This window comes from Nocardioides cavernaquae (genome assembly GCF_003600895.1).
Classification (GTDB): Bacteria; Actinomycetota; Actinomycetes; order Propionibacteriales; family Nocardioidaceae; genus Nocardioides; species Nocardioides cavernaquae.
Window position 1 is genome coordinate 3,437,169 of record NZ_QYRP01000002.1, and the last position, 17,833, is coordinate 3,455,001.

23 protein-coding genes and 1 pseudogene are annotated in these 17,833 nt (G+C 70.6%); 10 read left to right on the forward strand and 14 right to left on the reverse strand.

Features of this window, described 5'->3' with window-relative positions:
* Positions 1–8: 8 nt before the first annotated feature.
* The 5 genes from D4739_RS16555 to mraZ all read right to left on the reverse strand — a co-directional run bounded on the left by D4739_RS16555 (position 9) and on the right by mraZ (position 4,225).
* Positions 9–1,874 carry a peptidoglycan D,D-transpeptidase FtsI family protein gene (locus tag D4739_RS16555; RefSeq protein ID WP_120061629.1) on the reverse strand — a complete coding sequence of 622 codons (1,866 nt, stop codon included), beginning with the start codon at positions 1,872–1,874 and terminating at the stop codon, positions 9–11.
* A gap of 35 nt (positions 1,875–1,909) precedes the next feature.
* A complete protein-coding gene (gene ftsL / locus D4739_RS16560) occupies positions 1,910–2,500 on the reverse strand; it encodes a cell division protein FtsL (RefSeq protein WP_120061630.1) in 591 nt (196 codons plus the stop codon).
* A complete protein-coding gene (rsmH, locus tag D4739_RS16565; RefSeq protein WP_120058513.1) occupies positions 2,497–3,456 on the reverse strand; it encodes a 16S rRNA (cytosine(1402)-N(4))-methyltransferase RsmH in 960 nt (319 codons plus the stop codon). Before rsmH ends, ftsL begins: the two co-directional genes overlap by 4 nt.
* Positions 3,457–3,464: 8 nt before the next feature.
* Positions 3,465–3,611 carry a hypothetical protein gene (locus tag D4739_RS16995; RefSeq protein WP_182920237.1) on the reverse strand — a complete coding sequence of 49 codons (147 nt, stop codon included), beginning with the start codon at positions 3,609–3,611 and terminating at the stop codon, positions 3,465–3,467.
* Positions 3,612–3,796: 185 nt separating this feature from the next.
* Positions 3,797–4,225, reverse strand: a complete 429-nt coding sequence (gene mraZ / locus D4739_RS16570; protein WP_120058515.1) for a division/cell wall cluster transcriptional repressor MraZ — start codon at positions 4,223–4,225, stop codon at positions 3,797–3,799.
* Between the two features lie 205 nt (positions 4,226–4,430).
* On the opposite strand from mraZ, the gene D4739_RS16575 reads away from it, so the two are divergent.
* Genes D4739_RS16575 through D4739_RS16585 form a run of 3 tightly spaced genes read left to right on the forward strand, consistent with a single transcriptional unit; the run spans position 4,431 to position 8,927 of the window.
* Complete coding sequence (locus tag D4739_RS16575; RefSeq protein ID WP_238473439.1) at positions 4,431–5,405, forward strand: AAA family ATPase; 975 nt, start codon at positions 4,431–4,433, stop codon at positions 5,403–5,405.
* Positions 5,406–5,415: 10 nt separating this feature from the next.
* Positions 5,416–6,660: a DUF58 domain-containing protein gene (locus tag D4739_RS16580; protein ID WP_120058519.1), complete on the forward strand. Its 1,245-nt coding sequence runs from the start codon at positions 5,416–5,418 to the stop codon at positions 6,658–6,660.
* On the forward strand, positions 6,657–8,927 hold the full coding sequence (locus D4739_RS16585) for a transglutaminase TgpA family protein (RefSeq protein ID WP_120058521.1): 2,271 nt from the start codon (positions 6,657–6,659) through the stop codon (positions 8,925–8,927). Before D4739_RS16580 ends, D4739_RS16585 begins: the two co-directional genes overlap by 4 nt.
* A 21-nt stretch (positions 8,928–8,948) precedes the next feature.
* On the opposite strand, the gene D4739_RS17255 is transcribed toward D4739_RS16585, so the two are convergent.
* The 4 genes from D4739_RS17255 to D4739_RS17270 form a co-directional block, all read right to left on the reverse strand.
* The gene (locus D4739_RS17255) at positions 8,949–9,110 is read right to left on the reverse strand and encodes a hypothetical protein (RefSeq protein ID WP_238473688.1); all 162 of its coding nucleotides are present in this window, start codon (positions 9,108–9,110) and stop codon (positions 8,949–8,951) included.
* Positions 9,107–9,289: a DUF3040 domain-containing protein gene (locus D4739_RS17260; protein ID WP_238473689.1), complete on the reverse strand. Its 183-nt coding sequence runs from the start codon at positions 9,287–9,289 to the stop codon at positions 9,107–9,109. The genes D4739_RS17255 and D4739_RS17260 overlap by 4 nt, the downstream gene beginning before the upstream one ends.
* Before the next feature lie 104 nt (positions 9,290–9,393).
* A complete protein-coding gene (locus D4739_RS17265) occupies positions 9,394–9,696 on the reverse strand; it encodes a class I SAM-dependent methyltransferase (protein ID WP_238473690.1) in 303 nt (100 codons plus the stop codon).
* Positions 9,644–10,621, reverse strand: coding sequence for an SAV_6107 family HEPN domain-containing protein (locus D4739_RS17270; RefSeq protein ID WP_238473691.1), 978 nt, complete (start codon positions 10,619–10,621; stop codon positions 9,644–9,646). The genes D4739_RS17265 and D4739_RS17270 overlap by 53 nt, the downstream gene beginning before the upstream one ends.
* A 136-nt stretch (positions 10,622–10,757) precedes the next feature.
* Here D4739_RS17270 and D4739_RS16605 point away from each other — a divergent pair, with 136 nt between their 5' ends.
* From D4739_RS16605 to D4739_RS16620, 4 genes are read left to right on the forward strand one after another with little or no spacing between them, the layout of a single operon-like run.
* Positions 10,758–11,228, forward strand: coding sequence for a YbaK/EbsC family protein (locus tag D4739_RS16605; protein WP_120058531.1), 471 nt, complete (start codon positions 10,758–10,760; stop codon positions 11,226–11,228).
* Positions 11,229–11,588, forward strand: a complete 360-nt coding sequence (locus D4739_RS16610; protein ID WP_238473440.1) for an ArsC/Spx/MgsR family protein — start codon at positions 11,229–11,231, stop codon at positions 11,586–11,588. It abuts the gene before it with no gap.
* Between the two features lie 21 nt (positions 11,589–11,609).
* Entirely contained in the window at positions 11,610–12,203 is a 594-nt protein-coding gene (locus tag D4739_RS16615; protein ID WP_120058533.1) for a DUF4126 domain-containing protein, read from the forward strand.
* Positions 12,204–12,219: 16 nt separating this feature from the next.
* Positions 12,220–12,603 carry an FAD-dependent oxidoreductase gene (locus D4739_RS16620; RefSeq protein ID WP_238473747.1) on the forward strand — a complete coding sequence of 128 codons (384 nt, stop codon included), beginning with the start codon at positions 12,220–12,222 and terminating at the stop codon, positions 12,601–12,603.
* Here D4739_RS16620 and D4739_RS16625 read toward each other — a convergent pair.
* From D4739_RS16625 to D4739_RS16640, 4 genes and pseudogenes are all read right to left on the reverse strand, one after another.
* Positions 12,529–12,720 (reverse strand): annotated as a pseudogene (locus D4739_RS16625) (FAD-dependent oxidoreductase); the annotation flags it as partial. The gene D4739_RS16620 and the pseudogene D4739_RS16625 sit on opposite strands and share 75 nt — an antisense overlap.
* A 16-nt stretch (positions 12,721–12,736) precedes the next feature.
* Positions 12,737–13,330 (reverse strand): DUF4126 domain-containing protein, encoded by a 594-nt coding sequence (locus D4739_RS16630; protein WP_120058533.1) that lies wholly within the window; start codon positions 13,328–13,330, stop codon positions 12,737–12,739.
* 21 nt (positions 13,331–13,351) lie between these two features.
* A complete protein-coding gene (locus D4739_RS16635) occupies positions 13,352–13,711 on the reverse strand; it encodes an ArsC/Spx/MgsR family protein (protein WP_238473440.1) in 360 nt (119 codons plus the stop codon).
* A complete protein-coding gene (locus D4739_RS16640) occupies positions 13,712–14,182 on the reverse strand; it encodes a YbaK/EbsC family protein (protein WP_120058531.1) in 471 nt (156 codons plus the stop codon).
* Between the two features lie 136 nt (positions 14,183–14,318).
* Between D4739_RS16640 and D4739_RS16645 the strand changes: the two genes are divergently transcribed.
* The 3 genes from D4739_RS16645 to D4739_RS17275 all read left to right on the forward strand — a co-directional run bounded on the left by D4739_RS16645 (position 14,319) and on the right by D4739_RS17275 (position 15,832).
* Complete coding sequence (locus tag D4739_RS16645) at positions 14,319–14,750, forward strand: SAV_6107 family HEPN domain-containing protein (protein ID WP_120061631.1); 432 nt, start codon at positions 14,319–14,321, stop codon at positions 14,748–14,750.
* A 25-nt stretch (positions 14,751–14,775) separates the two neighbouring features.
* Positions 14,776–15,546 carry a methyltransferase domain-containing protein gene (locus tag D4739_RS16650; protein WP_120058526.1) on the forward strand — a complete coding sequence of 257 codons (771 nt, stop codon included), beginning with the start codon at positions 14,776–14,778 and terminating at the stop codon, positions 15,544–15,546.
* A gap of 103 nt (positions 15,547–15,649) precedes the next feature.
* On the forward strand, positions 15,650–15,832 hold the full coding sequence (locus D4739_RS17275; protein WP_238473689.1) for a DUF3040 domain-containing protein: 183 nt from the start codon (positions 15,650–15,652) through the stop codon (positions 15,830–15,832).
* 178 nt (positions 15,833–16,010) lie between these two features.
* Here D4739_RS17275 and D4739_RS16660 read toward each other — a convergent pair.
* The coding region (locus tag D4739_RS16660) for a transglutaminase TgpA family protein (protein ID WP_147384976.1) at positions 16,011–17,833 on the reverse strand (1,823 nt) is incomplete at its 5' end.

Consider the following 17,833-nt stretch of genomic DNA (forward strand, 5'->3'; position numbering starts at 1 on the left):
AGGTCACGCTATCGGGCACGCTCGGTGCCCCACGTGGTCTCGTACGGCGAGGCGGCCACGTCCGTCGGCGGGACGGCGTAGTGGCGCAGCAGGTAGCTCATGATCCGCTTGAAGGCGGGGCCGGCCGTCAGACCACCAGCGCCACCGTCGACGCCCTTGAGCACGACGAAGACGGTGAAGCGCGGCTCCTCGGCGGGCGCGAAACCGACGAAGGAGTTGTCGTTGATGTCATCGACGTAGACGCCGTTGCGGACCACCTGCGCGGTGCCGGTCTTGCCGGCGACGCGGTAGCCGGGAACGCGGGCCAGCGGCGCGGTGCCCTCTTCGGGGTCGAGGACCGTCTCCATCATCCGCGACATCTTGGCGGCCGTCTCGGCGCTGATGACGCGTTCGCTGGTGGTGTGGGCGGTGCCGACCTCGACGCCGTCCTCGCTCTTCGCGCTGCCCTGGATCAGGCTCGGCGAGACCCGGACGCCGCCGTTGGCGACGGTGTTGATCGCCGCGACCATCTGCAGGGGCGTGACCGTGAGGCCCTGGCCGAAGGCGATCGTCGCCTGGGTGAGTGCCTGCCACGGTGCCGCCGGGACAACGCCCGCGCTCTCGCCCCGGAGACCGACGTTGGTGCGGGTGCCCAGCCCGAACGCGGTGAGGTACTTGCGGAGATCCGCACTCTGGAGCAGCTCCGAAGCCATCGCGGTGCCGATGTTGGACGAGCGGGACAGCACACCGGCCAGGGTCAGCCGGATCGTGCCCTGGCGGCCGTGGTCGCCGATGGACCGGCTGTCGCGGATGAGCTTCTCGGGAATGGTGAGCCGGGTGTGAGGTTCGGCCTTGCCCTCGTCCATGACCGAGGAGAGCGTCAGCACCTTCTCGACCGAGCCGGGCTCGTAGGGCTCCTGAGCGCCCTTGGACCCGTAGTACTCCTTGTCGGTGCGCAACGGGTGGTTGGCATCGAAGGTCGGGTAGTCGGCGTAGGCGAGGAGCTCGCCGGTGCGGGTGTCCATGACGATCGCGGTGCCGGAGTCGGCGTGCCAGTTCTCGACCGACTTGGCCAGGACGCGCTGGGTGAACCACTGCGTGTCGCGGTCGATGGTGAGCGTCAGCGCCTTGCCGTTGGTCGGCTTGGTGACCGTGTTGTCGGCAAGCGGGAGCACCTTGCCCTTCACCTCGAGGTAGCGCGCGCTGCCGTCCTTGCCCGCGAGGACCTTGTCGAAGGTGCGCTCCAGACCGGCCAGCGGGCCGCTCTTCTCGTCCTCACCGACGAAGCCGACGATGTTGGCCGCCACGTCGTCCAGCGGGTAGGTGCGGATCGGGTCACGCTCGGTGGTCAGGCCATCGAAGCCGAGCTCGTCCGCCTTCTCCAGGACATCGCGCGCCTGGGAGGCCGGGACCCGTCGCGCGACGTACTGGTAGTGGCTGCCGTCGCCGGTCGTCTTGCGCAGCCGCGTGAGCGTCGTGAAGTAGTCGACGCCGAGCTCGTCGGCGAGGAACGTCGCCATCGCGCTGGCCCTGGATGCGGTGAGCTGGGGGTTGGCGATGACCATCAGGCCGTCCATGGACGAGGCCAGTTCCACGCCGTTGCGGTCGCGGATCGCGCCGCGCTCCGCCGGCAGGACGATGTCCTGCAGACCCTCGGCCTCGGCCAGCTTGGCGTAGGACTCCGGATCGAGCGCCTGCAGCTGCACGAGGCGAGCTGCGAAGAACGACAGCACGATCGCGATGACCAGGAAGCCGAAGCGGAGCCGGAACTTCCCGGATGCGGTGAGCGCACCGCGCGCTGCTCCCCCGCGACCCGGTCCCCGCGGGCCCTGGGACGGGCCATCGGCGGAGGCTCTGCCCGGAGACGGGCGGGGCGGCGCGGTGCGGGTCGACACGTGAGTCCTTCGGAAGGGTCGATGGGCCCAACAGGTCAGTTGGCCGGAACTCCATTAGACCGGGCGCCACGGGTCGTTGCGGTCTGCCCGGAGGGCGTGTCGCCGGTGTTCTGGGTGGTGTTCGTCGCGGTCTGCTTCGCCGCGGCATCGACCGGCTTGAGCTTCACGACCGTGCGCTCGGGAACGAGCGAGTCCGGGCGACGCGGCGCCGGCGGGCGTACGTCGAGGGCCTGGGACGGCTCGCCACAGCTCGGGGTCAGCTTGTTGGTGCCGAGGTAGAGGAAGCGGGGGCAGGCCGGCACCACCATGCCGAGCTTCATCGCCCGCTCGCCGATGCGCTGCGGGTCGCGGAGCTCGTCGAGGTCCGCCTGGAGCGACTGCTCCTGCGAGCGGAGGTCCGCGGCCTGCAGCTCGAGGTCCTCGGCGGTGAACGAGTTCTGCTGCATGGTCGTGTTGAACATCAGCAGACCGACGACGCCGGCCAGCAGGATCATGCTGACCAGCATCACGAAGGGCACCTTCGGTGCCCGCACCCGACTGCGCGGCACCACCCGCAGGCGGGCACGCTCGACGGCCTCCTCCGCAATCCTCTGGACGCGGATGCGGGACTGCTGCGGGGTGCTCACGAGAGGGCTCCTTCACGGACGCGCTCGACGGCGCGGAGGCGAACGCTGGCGGCTCGGGGGTTTTCGGTCAGCTCGGGCTCGACGGCCTTCTCGGCACCGCGCGTGCGGTTGACGAAGACCGGCTGACGGTCGGCGGGGACCACCGGCATGTCGTGGGGTACGTCGAGGCGGGTCACGGCGGTGAAGGCCTGCTTCACCAGCCGGTCCTCGAGCGAGTGGTAGGACTCGACGACGACGCGGCCACCGACCGCCACCGCCTTGAGAGAGGCCGGGATGGCGCGACGCAGGACGTCGATCTCGTCGTTGACCTCGATGCGGAGCGCCTGGAAGGTGCGCTTGGCGGGGTGCCCGCCGGTGCGCCGCGCGGGCGCCGGGATCTCGGCGTACAGGAGCTCGACGAGGCGACCCGAGCGGGTCCACGGCTCCTTCTCGCGCTCGGCGACGATCGCGCGGGCGATCTTGCGCGCGAACTTCTCCTCGCCGTACCACTGCAGGATCCGGGCGATCTCCTCCACGGGGTACGTGTTCAGGATGTCCGCTGCGGTCATGCCCGTGCCGTCGTTCATACGCATGTCGAGCGGAGCGTCCTCGGCGTAGGCGAAGCCCCGCTCGCGGACGTCGAGCTGCATGGAGGAGACACCGAGGTCGAACAGGACGCCCTGCACGGACGGCAGTCCGAGGTCCGCGATCACGTCGAGGATCTCGTCGTACACCGCGTGGACGCCGGTGAACCGGTCACCGAAGGGAGCCAGGCGCTCCCCCGCCATCCGCAGCGCGTTGGGGTCGCGGTCGATGCCGATGACACGGGCGTTCGGGCACGCGCTCAGCACAGCCTCGCTGTGGCCGCCGAGGCCGAGCGTGCAGTCGACGAGCACGGAGCCGGGCTGCTCGAGGGAAGGCGCCAGCAGCGCGACGACCCGGTCGAGGAGGACGGGGACGTGGCGGGGAGAGGTCATGGTGCGGACTACCCCTGCCCGCCGCTGGCGATGATCAGGAGCAACGCGAGGCTGCAGACGACTGACAAACCTGCCGAGAGCGCCATCACGGCCAGGACCTCGCGGGCCTGCTCGCGTACCCGCGGTGCGGGTGCGTCCGTGACGTTGGTGCTCATCTCGACCCTTCAGGTGCGGGGCGACGAGTCGCCCCATGACGTGATGCCGATTCGCCGGACCAGGTCCCTGCCCACTCCCGTGGTGGGGGAAGTCGTCGCCTGGAACCGGGGAAGGTGCCCCAGGGGACGGACAGGAGTGGGCACGAGACCTCGTCCTGCGAATCAGCTTTGGTGTTGTTGGTGGATCAGATCCCCGGGAAGACCTCATCCGAGAGCTCGGAGAACTTCTGCTCCTGCTCCTCGGAGTAGGTCGCCCAGGACGTCGGGTCCCAGATCTCGATCCGGTTCATCGCGCCGATCACCATGACGTCCTTCTCGAGGGACGCGTAGTCCCTCAGGACGGACGGGATGGAGATCCGGCCCTGCTTGTCGGGGATCTCCTGCGACGCGGCCGCGAACAGCATGCGGACGTAGTCACGAGCTCCCTTGTTGGTGACTGGCGCCTCGCGGAGCCGGTCGGTCATGCCTGCGAAGTCCGACATCGACCAGACGGTGAGGCAGCGCTCCTGACCACGAGTCACCACGAGCCCCTCCGCCAGCTGATCCCGGAACTTGGCCGGAAGGAAGAGACGCCCCTTGTCATCGAGCTTGGGGGTGTAGGTGCCGAAGAACATCTCGCCGCACCCCTTTCCCCCACTCTTCCTCCACTGCGCTCCACTTTACTCCACTACCCACCACCGTCAACCATCTGAGGCGCAATTTGCTCCCTTTTTCAGGGAGTAGCCGTTGCCGATGGAGCCGCACGGCGGGAGGTGTCGATTCGGACGCACTTTTCGAAGCGCTCTCCGGCTCCCTTCGGCGCGGCGCTACGGTGGCCTCGTGGCAGTGGAGACAGGCGACCTCGAGACGCTCACGCGTGTCACGGGACGGGTTCGCCAGAACATCGAGCGCGTGATCGAAGGCAAGCCCGACGTGGTCGGGACGGCACTCGTCGTGCTGCTCGCCGAGGGGCACTTGCTGATCGAGGACGTGCCCGGCGTCGGCAAGACGATGCTCGCCAAGGCGCTGGCCCGTTCGATCGAGGGCAGCGTCAAGCGCATCCAGTTCACGCCCGACCTGCTCCCCTCCGACGTCACAGGGGTCAGCGTCTTCAACCCCGACACCCGGACCTTCGAGTTCCATCCGGGCGTTGTCTTCGCCAATGTCGTGGTGGGCGACGAGATCAACCGCGCCTCACCGAAGACGCAGTCCGCGCTGCTCGAGTGCATGGAGGAGCGCCAGGTCACCGTCGACGGCAACACCGTCGAGCTCGAGTCTCCGTTCCTCGTCATCGCCACCCAGAACCCGATCGAGATGGAGGGCACCTACGCCCTCCCCGAGGCGCAGCGCGACCGCTTCATGTGCCGGGTCTCGATGGGCTATCCCCCACTCGCCGCCGAGCTCGCGATGCTCGACAGCCACACACGCCGCAACCCGCTCGACGACCTCGAGCCGGTCACCGACGCCGCCGAGCTCCGGAAGCTCGTGCACATCGTCGGCTCGGTCCACGTCTCTGACGCCGTTGCCCGCTACGCCGTGGCCCTGACCACTGCCACACGCACCAGCCCCGACCTCGTGCTCGGCGCATCACCCCGCGCGACACTCCACCTGGTCCGCGCGGCGAAGGCCCACGCCGCGCTGCAGGGGCGCTCCTTCGTCCTGCCCGACGACGTGCTCGACCTCGCACCCCTGGTGCTGACCCACCGCCTCATCCCCAACGTCGAGGCGTCGCTGTCCGGGCGCACTCCGGCGTCGATCCTGAGCGGCATCGTGTCCCGGGTTCCCGTCCCGGCCAGCAGCACCTCCCACGGCTGAGGGCAGCACCATGCGCAGCGGGCTCGGCGCCCTCACGACTCGGGGTCGCACGCTCCTGGCCGGCGGGATCACCGCCCTGTTCTGTGGCATCGCCCTGGGCCAGGTCGCACTGAGCCGGGTGGGGCTGCTCCTCGTCGTACTTCCCGTGGCGAGCGCTGCGCTGATCGGCCTCAGTCGCTACCGGCTCTCGCTGGCCCGCGCCGTGGAGCCCCGACAGGTTGCCGCAGGCCAGTCGTCCCTCGTCACCCTCGAGATCAGCAATGCAGGGCGCGCCCTGCTCGGCACGGTGCGGCTGGAGGACCAGGTGCCGTGGGCGCTCGGCTCGCGCCCCCGCTTCGTGCTCGGCGGACTGACTCGCGCCTGGGAGCGCCGGGTGGACTACACGGTGCGGTCCGACGTGCGTGGGCGCTTCGTCCTCGGGCCGATGACCGCCCGCGTCACCGATCCGTTCGGGCTGGTGGAGCTCTCCCGGTCCTTCCAGACCCAGGCGGAGCTGATCGTGACGCCGACGGTCGTCCGCCTGCCGATGACGGGCCTGAGCGGAGCGTGGACCGGCGCCGGCGACAACCGGCCCCGCGCCTTCGCGAGCGGCAGCGCTGAGGACGTCACCGTTCGGGAGTACCGCCACGGCGATGCGCTCCGCCGCGTCCACTGGCGCAGCAGTGCCCGCACCGGCGAGCTGATGGTGCGCCGCGAGGAGCAGCCCTGGCAGTCGCGGGCCACGGTCTTGCTGGACAACCGGGTCTCCGCACACCGGGGCCACGGCGCCGCGTCGTCACTCGAGACGGCCGTCTCGATGGCAGCCTCGATCGTCACGCACCTGGCCGAGCGCGGCTTCACCGTCCGCCTGGTCACGGCCGACGGGGCGAACGCAGCCCGCAGCGATGCGTGGCACGAGCGGAGCTCCGGCCCGGACACGCGCCGGCTCCTCGAGGAGCTGGCCGTCGTGGACGGCGTACGCCGCGGGGTGCTGGAGACCAGCTGGGTCGCTGACACCGCGCGCACGGGGATGCTCATCGCCGTGCTCGGCGAGGTGACCGAGCACGACCGTGCAGCCCTGCACCGGATGGTCCACCACTCCGAGTCTCCCCTCGCGATCGCGCTCGACGTCGACGGGTGGCTCGGCCGGCCGGCCGCCGACCCGGCACTGTCGCTACGCACCCTGGGCTGGCGGGCCGTTGCCGCAGGCCCCGGGGTCTCACTCCCGCAGCTCTGGCAGGACCTTGCCTCCGCACCCACCCGGCGCAGCTCATGAGGCGTGCCGGAGCACAGCCGCTCCTGACCGCTCTCACCGCGCTCACCTCGTGGGTCATCCTCGTTGCGTGGGAACGGCTCAGCGAGCTGCCGGGCGACCTGCTCGGACAGGTCTTCATCGGCATCGCCCTCATCGCCGCCACCGGCGCCCTGCTCCGCCTCGCCTCCCTGTCCTGGCTCGTGGTGCTCAGCGGCCAGCTGCTGGTTGCGCTGCTCGTGGTCCATGGCTTCTGGGGCTCCGGCGGGTTGCCGACGCCGACCTCGGTCCGGGCTGCCGTCGAGGCGGTCGCAAGCGCCGTCGACTCCGCGGGCACCTACCGAGCGCCGGTCGGCGACGACGTTCCGACGATCCTCCCGCTGCTGCTGGGCGGTGCCCTGGCCGTCCACCTGGTCGTCGACCTGGTGGCCGTCACCCTCGGCCGCGTGGCGGTGGCCGGGCTGCCGTTGCTGATGGCCTACACGGTGCCGGTGAGCATCCTCGGGACCCCGACCGCCTGGCCCGCCTTCGTGATCGGCGGTGCGTGCTTCCTGGGAATGCTCTTCGCTGACGAGCGCGGCCGGCTCGAGCGGTGGGGCCGCCGGATCGAGACCGGCGACCGACCACGCGGCGGAGCGCTGATCGGCGCCGCGGCGCTGACGGCGGCAGTCCTCGTCTCCGCAGTCCTTCCCAGCCAGCCCACGCTGACCCTTCCCGGGTTCGGCACCGGCAACTCCGGCCCGGTCCGGATCACCGACCCGATCGCCGACCTCAAGCGCGACCTCGTGCTCGGGGCGGACATCCCACTGCTCCGGGTGAAGGTGACCTCAGGGCCCAGCACCCCCGCCCCGTCCTACGTCCGGCTCACCGTGCTCGACGAGTTCGACGGGAAGTCATGGCGACCCGGCGACCACCCGCGGCCACAGAGCCAGTCGGCGACGGGCGAGATCCCGCTGCTCGGCCTTGACCCGAGCCAGCCCGGTGAGACCATCGGGTGGCAGGTGAGCGTCACCGAACGCCTCGCGTCCTCGTGGCTCCCGACCCCGCGCTACCTCCGCTCGATCGAAGCCGGCTCCGACTGGCGCTACGGCGCGGACACCCTCGACTTCCGCGCCGTCGACGACGTGACCACGGCTGGACTCTCCTATCCCCTGACCGAGTTCCGTCCCACCCTGACCGCCGACCAGCTCGCGGCGGCGGGTCCGGCGCCCGACCAGATCCAGGACGACTACACCCGGCTCCCGCGCGCCGCCGACAGCCTTCGCACCGTGGCGGAGCGGGAGACCCGGGGAGCGTCGACGGACTACGACCGCGGGGTGGCGTTGCAGCGGTTCTTCCAGTCGGAGTTCACCTACTCGACCCGGATCGCGCCCGGCAACGGGCTCGCCGCCCTGGAGCACTTCCTCAGCCCGGACGGCCGCGAGGGCTACTGCGAGCAGTTCGCTGCGGCAATGGCGGTGCTCGCCCGAGAGCTGGACATCCCTGCCCGCGTCTCCGTGGGGTTCCTGTCCGGCGACCGCACGACCACCGACACCTATGAGTTCAGCAGCCACGACCTGCACGCGTGGCCGGAGCTCTACATCGCAGGTGCCGGGTGGGTGATGTTCGAGCCGACGCCCACCTCGCACACCGTCGCCGTTCCCGGCTACACCCGCCCCACCGCGCAGCCGTCGAGCGGGCCCTCTGCGACTGCCACCCCGTCGACCGTTCGGCCGTCCATCTCGGCCGGCACGAAGCCACGCCCCGAGACCGGGTCGTCCGGGCAGGACACCTCCAGCGAGCTCCTCACGACCTGGCTTCCGGCAGTCGGCGTCGGCGCGTTCGCCCTGCTCCTGCTCGGAGCGCTGCCACGGGCACTGCGTCGCCGCCGCCGGGCCCGTCGGATGGCAGCAGCGACCCCCGAGGAGATGTGGGCCGAGCTCCGCGACACCGCTATCGACCTCGGCGTGCCGTGGCCCGAGGAACGGTCACCCCGCGCCACTGGTCTCGCGCTCGCCGGCACCGTCAACTCGGTGCCCGAAGCCCCGGCCGCGCTGCGACGACTGGTGACCACGCTCGAGACCGCGCGCTACGCGCCGGCCGGGGAGCAGCCACCGCTCGACGACCAGCTCGCCGTGGACACCGAAACCTGCCTCGAGGCGTTGCGCGACGGCGCATCGCCGGCAGCACAACGCCGGGCTCGCTGGTGGCCACGCTCACTGCACCGGCGTACGACGCGCAGCGGCGCACGCGTCAGGCAGGAACATGCTTCGGGCGTGGTCGATCAACTCGACCCGCCGGCAGACGCCTGAGGAGACGGCGCCTGAGGAGACTCAGTCCTCGTGGCGGTGGCGCCAGCGGTCCATGCGGTCGTGGAGCGAACCCTGGTCATGCGCCGACGGGGTCGGGCGGGCGCGCAGCGCAGAGAGCGCATAGGTCGCGCTGAGCAGCATGACCACAAAGCCCAGGACAGCAACCGGGATGAGCTCGGTCACCGCCCCGTCATCAGCAGGGCGACTCCACCGAGGAACGCGACCCCGGCCAGCAGTGCACGCTGACGAGCGGCCCGACGAAACGAGCTGCCACGCAAGGTGGACGCAAACTTCGGGTCCTCTTCGGTGAGTGCGCGCTCCATCTGCTCGAGCAGGCGAAGCTCCTCCTCCGACAGTGGCATGGCTCCTCCTCACCTGGGCCGCACGGATGATCTGCCATCAGTCTAGGCAGCCGTTCTCGCCGGTGGTAGCCGCCGGTCCGGAAATTTCGTGAATGTCTCGCGAATCAGTGCGTTGCGAGCACGTGGATCTGTGTTGCCAGAGGCAGGTACTCCGGTCTTTCGGCGACCGCTTGCTCGAGCTCGAGGAGCGCGTCAGCTGCCCCGACCTCGGCGTCGAGGACGGCGCCAGGAACCAGATCGGTGAAGACCCGCACCGCATGCTGAGCGGTCACCGCGAACCCAGCCGCGTCGAGCAGCGCGACGATCTCGGCAGCCGTCCAGCGGCGCCCGGTGCCACGCCCTCGCGCCGGCACCTCACCCGGACCACCGTCGAGGAGGGTCAGCGCCTGGCCGAAGTGGCCGGCCATCGCGCGGCCAGGACGGCGCATGGCGCTGCGCGACGAGCAGGCTGAGCGTGCCGCCCGGTCGCAGGACGGTGGCGATGGTCGCCAACGCGGCAGCCGGGTCATCGCTGACCTCCAGCACCCCGTGGCACAGCACGACATCGACACTGGCGCCCGGCACGAGCTCCAGCAACGTGGAGAGGTCGCCCTGCTGGGCAGTCACCCGCTCCGCAACGCCTTGCTCCTGCGCGCGTCGGCCAAGTGCGGCCAAGGCGTCCGGGCTCGGGTCGACCACGCGAACGTGATGCCCCAGCTCGGCGACCCGGACAGCGAAGCCACCCGTGCCACCGCCGATGTCGAGCACCGTTGCTCCGGGCTGGCCTGCCAGAACGGCGTCGAGAGCGTTCCACACCACTGTCGTGCGTGCGGCCGCACGGCGTTCGCCGGGTCGCTCGCGCTCGCTGCCTGCCACTCCACCGGTGCCTGCCATGGATCCCACCCTAGTAGGACAGAGATCAGGCGCCCGCGCGAAGCGCGGCCGGAACACGATCTCCTCCTCGACCGGCAGGTGCGGCGCCAGGCCCAGCGCCTGCTCGATCACGGAGAGGAAGCGGTCTGCGTCACGCACGAGGTCGTCCGCATCCCGCTCGGACACCGCACGACGCGAACCCGCCTCGGCTGCCGCGCGCTTGGACGCACCCGCGGCGAAGAACGCGGACCACTCCGTCAGCTCGGGCGCCACCTCCGCGAGCAGGACCCAGGCGTTCTTCTGGCGCCGGCGCTTGGGGTCCGGGTGGGCCCGGGCGGCGAGCAGTGCCGCCGCGGCGCGCAACGCAGCGACATGGGCGTGGGCGTAGCGGGTCGGGACGTCACTCGTCGTGATCGCTTCACGCAGCGACTCGGCAGCGCGCTCGAGGTAGGCGTGCGTCGTCGCGGGCAACAGCATCATCGGGAATCTCCTTCGGTCGTCGACCCGCCTGATCGAACAGTTGTTCGAACAAGAGGAACGCTACACCTGCCCTCCGACAACAGGACAACCTCGACCGCGTGCCCTGGGGAAAACTGGTCCGACTAGGGTCGAGGGCATGGACGAGCACCCCTCGATCACGAGTTTTCGCGCTGAACTGGAGCGTCTCGGCGGCACCGGCGAGGTGATCGTCCTCCCCGAATCCGCGCACACGGCAGCCCTGGCCGCCGCCGCGCTCGGCTGCGAGGTCGGTGCCATCGCGAACAGCCTGCTGTTCTCCAGCGACAACGAGCCCGTCCTGGTCCTCACCAGTGGCGCACACCGGGTGGACACGACCGCGACGGCCGCGCGCATCGCCGTACCGAAGCTGAAGCGGGCTGACGCCGACTTCGTCCGCAACCACACCGGGCAGGTGATCGGCGGCGTGTCCCCCATCGCGCACCCCAGCCCGATCCCGACCTGGGTCGACATCTGGCTGCAGAAGCATCCCGTCCTGTGGGCAGCGGCCGGACACCCGTCGGCGGTCTTCTCCACGACCTACGACGAGCTCCTCCGCCTGACCGGCGGCACCGCGATCGAGGTGGACTGAATGATCGAGATCTGGCTCAACCCTGCCTGCTCCAAGTGCCGCACGGCCGTCAGCGAGCTCGACGCCACCGGCGCGGACTACACCGTCCGGCGCTATCTCGACGAGCCGCCGACCGCCGCCGAGCTCGAGGATGTCCTTGCCCGCCTGGGCGTGGACCCGTGGCACATCGCGAGGACGGGCGACGCGAAGGGGCTCGGCGTGACGCTCCCACCCAGGGACGAGGCGCACCGCGGCGACTGGCTGGCGCTGATGGTGCACAACCCGCGCCTGATCCAGCGCCCGATCATCACCGCAGGCGACGGCACGACCGTGGTCGGGCGCGACGCCGAAAGCCTGGCAAAGGTCATCGCCGCAGGCTGAGCCGCCCGTTAGATTCAGCGCGTGGAAAGTCTTGCGCTCGTCTTCTCCAGCGGCTGGGCCAGCGGCGTCAACAGCTACCTCGTTCTCCTCGTGCTGGGGCTCGCGGAGCGATTCGGGACGTTCGGCCAGCTCCCCGACGTCCTGGGACGCTGGGAGGTGCTCGCCGCGGCCGGGTTCATGTTCGCCATGGAGTTCGTCGCGGACAAGATCCCCTACGTCGACTCGACCTGGGACGCGATCTCCACAGCGATCCGCCCCACCGTCGGCGCAGTGGTCGGTGTCCTGCTCGCCGGCGACGCCGACAGCCTGAACCAGGCCGTCGCGGGTGTCGTCGGAGGCAGCTCCGCGCTCGCCGCCCACAGCGTGAAGGCCGGCACCCGGCTGGCGATCAACGCCTCCCCGGAGCCGGCCACCAACATCCTGGCCAGCCTCGCCGAGGACTCGGCGGTCTTCGTCGTGATGCTCTTCGCCCTGCACCACCCCTACATCGCCGCGTCGATCGCCGCGACGCTGCTGGTGATCGGACTGGTCGTCCTCTACTACGCGATCAAGCTGATCCGGCGTGGCTGGCGGAGGTGGAAGCGGACGGACCGCCGTCCATCCGCCTACGCCTGACCCCTAGGGTGCGCTCATGGCACGTATTGCAGTGATCGGCGGCGGGTTCGGCGGACTCGCCTCCGCAGCCCGGCTGGCCAAGCTCGGCCACGACATCACCCTCCTCGAACGCGGCAAGCACCTCGGCGGTGCCGTCAGCACGATCGGTCCGAGGGCTTCACGTGGGAGCCGGCCCGACCTCGACGCTCCTGCCTGCCGTGATCCGGGACCTGTTCCGCAAGTCGGGCCGACCCCTCGAGAAGGAGCTCGACCTCGTCCCCCAGGACGTCGTGCGCGAGCACTGGTTCGAGGACGGCCCACCGTCGCGTGCGCGGCGGCTCACGCGGAGTGCAGTACGACGCGTCGAGGAGCGTCGAGGTCGGCCGGCATCCCACTGAAGCCCTCGGACCGATCGTGCTGACGCACCGCCGAGGTGCTTGCCGCGTTCGAGGAGGGTGATGTCGTGGCCGAGCTTGGCCAGCCGGGCTGCGGAGGCGAGTCCGCCGAACCCGCCGCCGATCACTGCAATACGTGCCATGAGCGCACCCTAGGGGTCAGGCGTAGGCGGATGGACGGCGGTCCGTCCGCTTCCACCTCCGCCAGCCACGCCGGATCAGCTTGATCGCGTAGTAGAGGACGACCAGTCCGATCACCAGCAGCGTCGCGGCGATCGACGCGGCGATGTAGGGGTGGTGCAGGGCGAAGAGCATCACGACGAAGACCGCCGAGTCCTCGGCGAGGCTGGCCAGGATGTTGGTGGCCGGCTCCGGGGAGGCGTTGATCGCCAGCCGGGTGCCGGCCTTCACGCTGTGGGCGGCGAGCGCGGAGCTGCCTCCGACGACACCCGCGACGGCCTGGTTCAGGCTGTCGGCGTCGCCGGCGAGCAGGACACCGACCACTGCGCCGACGGTGGGGCGGATCGCTGTGGAGATCGCGTCCCAGGTCGAGTCGACGTAGGGGATCTTGTCCGCGACGAACTCCATGGCGAACATGAACCCGGCCGCGGCGAGCACCTCCCAGCGTCCCAGGACGTCGGGGAGCTGGCCGAACGTCCCGAATCGCTCCGCGAGCCCCAGCACGAGGAGAACGAGGTAGCTGTTGACGCCGCTGGCCCAGCCGCTGGAGAAGACGAGCGCAAGACTTTCCACGCGCTGAATCTAACGGGCGGCTCAGCCTGCGGCGATGACCTTTGCCAGGCTTTCGGCGTCGCGCCCGACCACGGTCGTGCCGTCGCCTGCGGTGATGATCGGGCGCTGGATCAGGCGCGGGTTGTGCACCATCAGCGCCAGCCAGTCGCCGCGGTGCGCCTCGTCCCTGGGTGGGAGCGTCACGCCGAGCCCCTTCGCGTCGCCCGTCCTCGCGATGTGCCACGGGTCCACGCCCAGGCGGGCAAGGACATCCTCGAGCTCGGCGGCGGTCGGCGGCTCGTCGAGATAGCGCCGGACGGTGTAGTCCGCGCCGGTGGCGTCGAGCTCGCTGACGGCCGTGCGGCACTTGGAGCAGGCAGGGTTGAGCCAGATCTCGATCATTCAGTCCACCTCGATCGCGGTGCCGCCGGTCAGGCGGAGGAGCTCGTCGTAGGTCGTGGAGAAGACCGCCGACGGGTGTCCGGCCGCTGCCCACAGGACGGGATGCTTCTGCAGCCAGATGTCGACCCAGGTCGGGATCGGGCTGGGGTGCGCGATGGGGGACACGCCGCCGATCACCTGCCCGGTGTGGTTGCGGACGAAGTCGGCGTCAGCCCGCTTCAGCTTCGGTACGGCGATGCGCGCGGCCGTCGCGGTCGTGTCCACCCGGTGTGCGCCACTGGTGAGGACCAGGACGGGCTCGTTGTCGCTGGAGAACAGCAGGCTGTTCGCGATGGCACCGACCTCGCAGCCGAGCGCGGCGGCGGCCAGGGCTGCCGTGTGCGCGGATTCGGGGAGGACGATCACCTCGCCGGTGCCGCCGAGACGCTCCAGTTCAGCGCGAAAACTCGTGATCGAGGGGTGCTCGTCCATGCCCTCGACCCTAGTCGGACCAGTTTTCCCCAGGGCACGCGGTCGAGGTTGTCCTGTTGTCGGAGGGCAGGTGTAGCGTTCCTCTTGTTCGAACAACTGTTCGATCAGGCGGGTCGACGACCGAAGGAGATTCCCGATGATGCTGTTGCCCGCGACGACGCACGCCTACCTCGAGCGCGCTGCCGAGTCGCTGCGTGAAGCGATCACGACGAGTGACGTCCCGACCCGCTACGCCCACGCCCATGTCGCTGCGTTGCGCGCCGCGGCGGCACTGCTCGCCGCCCGGGCCCCCGGACCCCAAGCGCCGGCGCCAGAAGAACGCCTGGGTCCTGCTCGCGAGGTGGCGCCCGAGCTGACGGAGTGGTCCGCGTTCTTCGCCGCGGGTGCGTCCAAGCGCGCGGCAGCCGAGGCGGGTTCGCGTCGTGCGGTGTCCGAGCGGGATGCGGACGACCTCGTGCGTGACGCAGACCGCTTCCTCTCCGTGATCGAGCAGGCGCTGGGCCTGGCGCCGCACCTGCCGGTCGAGGAGGAGATCGTGTTCCGGCCCGCGCTTCGCGCGGGCGCCTGATCTCTGTCCTACTAGGGTGGGATCCATGGCAGGCACCGGTGGAGTGGCAGGCAGCGAGCGCGAGCGACCCGGCGAACGCCGTGCGGCCGCACGCACGACAGTGGTGTGGAACGCTCTCGACGCCGTTCTGGCAGGCCAGCCCGGAGCAACGGTGCTCGACATCGGCGGTGGCACGGGTGGCTTCGCTGTCCGGGTCGCCGAGCTGGGGCATCACGTTCGCGTGGTCGACCCGAGCCCGGACGCCTTGGCCGCACTTGGCCGACGCGCGCAGGAGCAAGGCGTTGCGGAGCGGGTGACTGCCCAGCAGGGCGACCTCTCCACGTTGCTGGAGCTCGTGCCGGGCGCCAGTGTCGATGTCGTGCTGTGCCACGGGGTGCTGGAGGTCAGCGATGACCCGGCTGCCGCGTTGGCGACCATCGCCACCGTCCTGCGACCGGGCGGCACGCTCAGCCTGCTCGTCGCGCAGCGCCATGCGGCCGTCCTGGCCCGCGCGATGGCCGGCCACTTCGGCCAGGCGCTGACCCTCCTCGACGGTGGTCCGGGTGAGGTGCCGGCGCGAGGGCGTGGCACCGGGCGCCGCTGGACGGCTGCCGAGATCGTCGCGCTGCTCGACGCGGCTGGGTTCGCGGTGACCGCTCAGCATGCGGTGCGGGTCTTCACCGATCTGGTTCCTGGCGCCGTCCTCGACGCCGAGGTCGGGGCAGCTGACGCGCTCCTCGAGCTCGAGCAAGCGGTCGCCGAAAGACCGGAGTACCTGCCTCTGGCAACACAGATCCACGTGCTCGCAACGCACTGATTCGCGAGACATTCACGAAATTTCCGGACCGGCGGCTACCACCGGCGAGAACGGCTGCCTAGACTGATGGCAGATCATCCGTGCGGCCCAGGTGAGGAGGAGCATGCCACTGTCGGAGGAGGAGCTTCGCCTGCTCGAGCAGATGGAGCGCGCACTCACCGAAGAGGACCCGAAGTTTGCGTCCACCTTGCGTGGCAGCTCGTTTCGTCGGGCCGCTCGTCAGCGTGCACTGCTGGCCGGGGTCGCGTTCCTCGGTGGAGTCGCCCTGCTGATGACGGGGCGGTGACCGAGCTCATCCCGGTTGCTGTCCTGGGCTTTGTGGTCATGCTGCTCAGCGCGACCTATGCGCTCTCTGCGCTGCGCGCCCGCCCACCCCGTCGGCGCATGACCAGGGTTCGCTCCACGACCGCATGGACCGCTGGCGCCACCGCCACGAGGACTGAGTCTCCTCAGGCGCCGTCTCCTCAGGCGTCTGCCGGCGGGTCGAGTTGATCGACCACGCCCGAAGCATGTTCCTGCCTGACGCGTGCGCCGCTGCGCGTCGTACGCCGGTGCAGTGAGCGTGGCCACCAGCGAGCCCGGCGTTGTGCTGCCGGCGATGCGCCGTCGCGCAACGCCTCGAGGCAGGTTTCGGTGTCCACGGCGAGCTGGTCGTCGAGCGGTGGCTGCTCCCCGGCCGGCGCGTAGCGCGCGGTCTCGAGCGTGGTCACCAGTCGTCGCAGCGCGGCCGGGGCTTCGGGCACCGAGTTGACGGTGCCGGCGAGCGCGAGACCAGTGGCGCGGGTGACCGTTCCTCGGGCCACGGCACGCCGAGGTCGATAGCGGTGTCGCGGAGCTCGGCCCACATCTCCTCGGGGGTCGCTGCTGCCATCCGACGGGCCCGGCGGCGGCGACGCAGTGCCGTGGCAGCGCTCCGAGCAGGAGCAGGGCGAACGCGCCGACGCCGACTGCCGGAAGCCAGGTCGTGAGGAGCTCGCTGGAGGTGTCCTGCCCGGACGACCCGGTCTCGGGGCGTGGCTTCGTGCCGGCCGAGATGGACGGCGAACGGTCGACGGGGTGGCAGTCGCAGAGGGCCCGCTCGACGGCTGCGCGGTGGGGCGGGTGTAGCCGGGAACGGCGACGGTGTGCGAGGTGGGCGTCGGCTCGAACATCACCCACCCGGCACCTGCGATGTAGAGCTCCGGCCACGCGTGCAGGTCGTGGCTGCTGAACTCATAGGTGTCGGTGGTCGTGCGGTCGCCGGACAGGAACCCCACGGAGACGCGGGCAGGGATGTCCAGCTCTCGGGCGAGCACCGCCATTGCCGCAGCGAACTGCTCGCAGTAGCCCTCGCGGCCGTCCGGGTGAGGAAGTGCTCCAGGGCGGCGAGCCCGTTGCCGGGCGCGATCCGGGTCGAGTAGGTGAACTCCGACTGGAAGAACCGCTGCAACGCCACCCCGCGGTCGTAGTCCGTCGACGCTCCCCGGGTCTCCCGCTCCGCCACGGTGCGAAGGCTGTCGGCGGCGCGCGGGAGCCGGGTGTAGTCGTCCTGGATCTGGTCGGGCGCCGGACCCGCCGCCGCGAGCTGGTCGGCGGTCAGGGTGGGACGGAACTCGGTCAGGGGATAGGAGAGTCCAGCCGTGGTCACGTCGTCGACGGCGCGGAAGTCGAGGGTCCGCGCCGTAGCGCCAGTCGGAGCCGGCTTCGATCGAGCGGAGGTAGCGCGGGGTCGGGAGCCACGAGGACGCGAGGCGTTCGGTGACGCTCACCTGCCACCCGATGGTCTCACCGGGCTGGCTCGGGTCAAGGCCGAGCAGCGGGATCTCGCCCGTCGCCGACTGGCTCTGTGGCCGCGGGTGGTCGCCGGGTCGCCATGACTTCCCGTCGAACTCGTCGAGCACGGTGAGCCGGACGTAGGACGGGGCGGGGGTGCTGGGCCCTGAGGTCACCTTCACCCGGAGCAGTGGGATGTCCGCCCCGAGCACGAGGTCGCGCTTGAGGTCGGCGATCGGGTCGGTGATCCGGACCGGGCCGGAGTTGCCGGTGCCGAACCCGGGAAGGGTCAGCGTGGGCTGGCTGGGAAGGACTGCGGAGACGAGGACTGCCGCCGTCAGCGCCGCGGCGCCGATCAGCGCTCCGCCGCGTGGTCGGTCGCCGGTCTCGATCCGGCGGCCCCACCGCTCGAGCCGGCCGCGCTCGTCAGCGAAGAGCATTCCCAGGAAGCACGCACCGCCGATCACGAAGGCGGGCCAGGCGGTCGGGGTCCCGAGGATGCTCACCGGCACCGTGTAGGCCATCAGCAACGGCA